The sequence below is a fragment of the Candidatus Symbiothrix dinenymphae genome (assembly GCF_001431085.1).
In genome coordinates this window covers 1-2,486 of sequence record NZ_BBRU01000576.1, presented here as the reverse complement: position 1 = coordinate 2,486, position 2,486 = coordinate 1, and the positions used below count along the sequence as shown (strand labels likewise).

The window sequence follows — 2,486 nt, the reverse complement described above, 5'->3', positions numbered from 1 at the left end:
CCCTGTCGTCAAAAATTTTAATAACACTTCCCGAACTGTCACGATAGTCGCGATGTACTACCATATTGATAACAATTTCGCGAATGGCATCGGTGGGATAATCAAACCGTTCTGTGCGCTTTGGCTCACCGGTAATTATGTATTCCACCATCAAATGTTTTTTGATAAAGGCAATAATATCGGTAATTTCACTGAATAAATCGGAATGAAGCGAAATGCTGTCAATAATAGTTATCGGACTTTTGAAACGCCCAATCTGAATGTCGCTTGTGGGACAATATCCATCAACAAACAACAAGTAGCAGCCAAATGTTGGTTGTCCTCCGCGGATAAACTCCAGTTTTTCGAGAATATCCAAATCAGACATTTTAGTGCTAAATTCGCCTTGTTCTCGCAATTTGTTGGTAAATATAGCAATTTTTTCTTTCGACAAATCACCGATACTGTGATTTTGGTCGGCATAATAGTCCCAACTCGAATTGATTGTCTGCAAGTGAATATTAACTACTTCGTCAAGCGAAAGCAAATGATTGGAATTTTGTACTCGCTTGTAATATCTTCCCCGCGTAGAAACAGGTTTTTTTGTCATCCACGCCAACAAGTACGCGTCCGCCTTGGGTGTTGGCAAAAGCGACCAGCGTTTCAATGACATCTTCATTGAACTTCGGCTTAAATTCTGTATGTTGGGTTTCCTTACTATACATATTATCGTGATTGAGGTATATCTTGTTAAAATTGCTCTGTGAAAATTTTACCATCACAAAGCGTAGCTCCCCTCAATATAACAACTTTTGTAGCCTACCATATTGCTTCGCCATATAATCGTCAAAATTTGCCATCAATTTGGACAAATCCACGCATGTGTGATGATTGGAAAGCATCATGCTTGCGATTTTGCAGCAATGCCTCTGCTTTTTCTAAACATTCCCTGCTGCCCTTTTGGAGGGCTTTGTTGATTAGTTCGCGGGCGGTTTTCTTTTGTGCTTTTGTGAAATCCATGATGTTAATAATTTTATAGTAGCATTATCTTCATTTTTTGTCTTCGTCAATCTCAAACTTGTCCTTACCAATAAAAATAACCGAAGCGAAGCGCACATCGGTACGTTCAACGAACTCACGCGAATTTCGGTATTTCTCCAATTGCGCGCGGGCGGCATCGCGTATGGACTGTAAATCTTTTTCATTATCTTTTTTGAGATATTTGATTTCCAACACCCATTCATATTTTATATCGGGAAGTCGGGGGCTGCGTTGCAAAAAAATGTCGATATAGCCACCTTCTACTTCTTTTTCAGTGCGTGGCACATACAAATTGCTTTGAAATAAGCCGTTGAGCAACATGATTTTGATATATTTCTCGTTGAACTGCTGCAAGTCGCGGTTCGACAAGCGGTTGAAAATGTTTTTGCTCACATATTCGATGTAAGGGTGCAGATTGCCGGGGTAAGCCAAATTCCACACCGCATCGGTTTGCTCTGTCAAATCAATCATCACATCTTTGTTCCATTCCAGCGTTAGTTGTTCCAGATATTCCCAATAAACGGTTTGAATGGAATAATTGGGAATTTTCAAATACAACCGCCCATCATGGTATTTATCCACCGTGAGCAATCCCATATAGAAAAGCAGGGAAATAAAGTATTTGGTGTCTTCCAGCCGATCTATCGAAAATTTGCTGATGATATCGGACATGATACCGTTGTTCTGAACAATTTCCATCAACTTATTGCGGTTTCCTTCGTTTTGAACCATGCGGCGCAAACGGTTGTAATCGGTCTTCAGGTTGTCGTCAATGATGTTTTGGGGCGGTTGTCCCTCGTCCAATATCTGATTGAAAAAATAGAGAATCATTGAGGGGTTATAGACCCTGTTTTTTCCGTCTGCATGGAAGAGGTAGCCATCATAATATGTTTCCATGTCCACGTTGATTAAGTTTGGGTCAACGCCCGTTTCGTCCATCAAGGCATCTACTTCCTGTTGCGTGAAGCCCATCATTTCGTTGTACTTTGATTTCAGTGTGAGATTGACGGCAATGTTAAACCCGCTTGTGAGGTCGTCCAACATCACGGGCGAGATACCGGTGATAAAAATGCGGTCGATGACGGTTTTCGTGCCTGTCTTTAGAATCTCGTAAAAATCGCGAACAAGTCCGTTTGCGTGTACCATGTTGTGGTAAACATTCTTTCCTAATTGACTGCCCATAGCGATGAGGTCGTTGGCAAAATGGTCGTATTCGTCAATGATGACAAAAATTTTTATGTCAGCCAATTCCGCCTTGTCAATAGCGTCTTGAATAGACTGAATACTCGGACTTTCCTCAGTTAACTGTTGGATGAAACTATCGGCATTGGGAAAAAGATTTCGATAAAGGGCAACAAACTGACGAACAGCCTTTTGTATTTTACCGGAAAAAGAAGTCCGAAACCTGTCTTCGTTGGACGTGTCTATACCCGAAAAGTCGAATTTCAACACGGCATAAGCGTTCT

The 2,486-nt window shown here is 41.1% G+C and carries 3 protein-coding genes and 1 pseudogene; all 4 read right to left on the bottom strand.

The window, feature by feature from the left end; translation table 11 throughout:
* Positions 1 to 526: pseudogene (locus ASC50_RS06090) on the bottom strand (hypothetical protein); the annotation flags it as partial.
* Complete coding sequence (locus tag ASC50_RS08630; RefSeq protein WP_158648538.1) at positions 513 to 704, bottom strand: AlbA family DNA-binding domain-containing protein; 192 nt, start codon at positions 702 to 704, stop codon at positions 513 to 515. The pseudogene ASC50_RS06090 and the gene ASC50_RS08630, both read right to left, overlap by 14 nt.
* A gap of 121 nt (positions 705 to 825) precedes the next feature.
* A complete protein-coding gene (locus ASC50_RS07310; RefSeq protein ID WP_158648537.1) occupies positions 826 to 999 on the bottom strand; it encodes a hypothetical protein in 174 nt (57 codons plus the stop codon).
* A 30-nt stretch (positions 1,000 to 1,029) separates the two neighbouring features.
* A partial coding sequence (locus tag ASC50_RS06080; protein WP_056928826.1) for an AAA family ATPase occupies positions 1,030 to 2,486 on the bottom strand: 1,457 nt, incomplete at its 5' end.

Coding starts and splice junctions, on each gene's coding strand:
- ASC50_RS08630 (WP_158648538.1), bottom strand. CDS start 704: ATGTATAGTAAGGAAACCCAACATACAGAATTTAAGCCGAAGTTCAAT.
- ASC50_RS07310 (WP_158648537.1), bottom strand. CDS start 999: ATGGATTTCACAAAAGCACAAAAGAAAACCGCCCGCGAACTAATCAAC.